Raw genomic sequence first — 1,178 nt, forward strand, 5'->3', positions numbered from 1 at the left:
AAGCCTCCAGTTGTTCGGAATTGAACAAGTCTTTCATCTTACCAAGTTCTTTTTTCAATTCCTTGGTTTCGGTCTTTAGTTCTTGGTTCTCCGTTCTTAGTCGGTTACTGGTTGTCCTTGCATTGTCCATTTGCTGTCTATAATACTCCTTGTCGTTCTCGGCTTTGAATACCTTTGTGCCGTTTCGCTCTTTTTCAAGTATAGCCTTTCCCAGTCTATCGGATAGCTGTTCATTTTCCCCCTCTAAAGCCTTTATTTTGGCTTTTAAGGCATCTTTTTCCCTATCGTTAACCGTTTTCCCTATCAAGCCGTAAAACTTCTCTGAAGCCTTAGAAATGAGTTTTTGGACGTTTTTCTTTGTTTCAATGGAACGTAGTTCTTTCTGAAGCTGAAGAAGCTGGTTTTGCACGTCCTTGTGCTTGTCTAACGCACTGGATATATCGTTGGATAGTTCCTGAAGCTGTTCTTTCGCACATTCGGTCTTGTACTGCATAGCCGATAAGTGTTTGCGATCAGAAGAAACACCACGTTCCATGCCCAGTGCTTCAGATGCTATGGTTTGGAGTTCTGCCATGTCATCACGCGATAAACGCACACTCTTCCCGTTCGGCTGTGTCCAATCGAAAACTACATGGGCGTGAAGGTTAGGTGTCCATTGCTTTGCGTTCATGTATCCTTCGTCCTTGTGTATATGGATTTGAAACGCTTCAATACCGAAACGTTCCTTGCAGACCGCAGCGAATTGCTGGAGTTCCTGCATGGTGGTTTCTTGCTTGATTACTATTACCCCCTCCCGTATGGGTGCTGCTTTAGTCTGCATCTTCTGCCCAACCGTATCGAAATATCTCTGTTTCGCACTCTCCAGCCGATGGGAGATGCTATCTCCAACCCAGCTTTCATTCAAATGACTAAGTTCCGGACGAACATAGTCCAACTCTTTTTCCCTAAAGTTGTGAATCTCGCTCCCCGGCTTCACTGCTTGTACATGAATACTTGTTGCTCCCATAAGTTAACATTTTTGTGACAATCGATAACAGCCGGTGACAGCCGGCTGACAGGGGGTTAAGGGGGCTTGTCCCCTTACACACGTACCCTTTAGGGTGCTAGTGTGCTATCACCATACTGCATAGGTGCGAAGTTAGTGAATGTTTTGTAAATGCACAAATAAAGGGGAAAAC

At 44.7% G+C, this 1,178-nt stretch carries 1 protein-coding gene; it reads right to left on the reverse strand.

Annotation, left to right across the window (positions count from 1 at the left end; all coding sequences use genetic code 11):
• A partial coding sequence (locus IEX98_RS28950; protein WP_188893132.1) for a plasmid recombination protein occupies nucleotides 1–1,006 on the reverse strand: 1,006 nt, incomplete at its 3' end.
• Nucleotides 1,007–1,178: the final 172 nt, after the last annotated feature.

The organism is Paenibacillus radicis (ex Gao et al. 2016) (assembly GCF_014641555.1).
GTDB classification, from domain to species: Bacteria; Bacillota; Bacilli; order Paenibacillales; family Paenibacillaceae; genus Pristimantibacillus; species Pristimantibacillus radicis.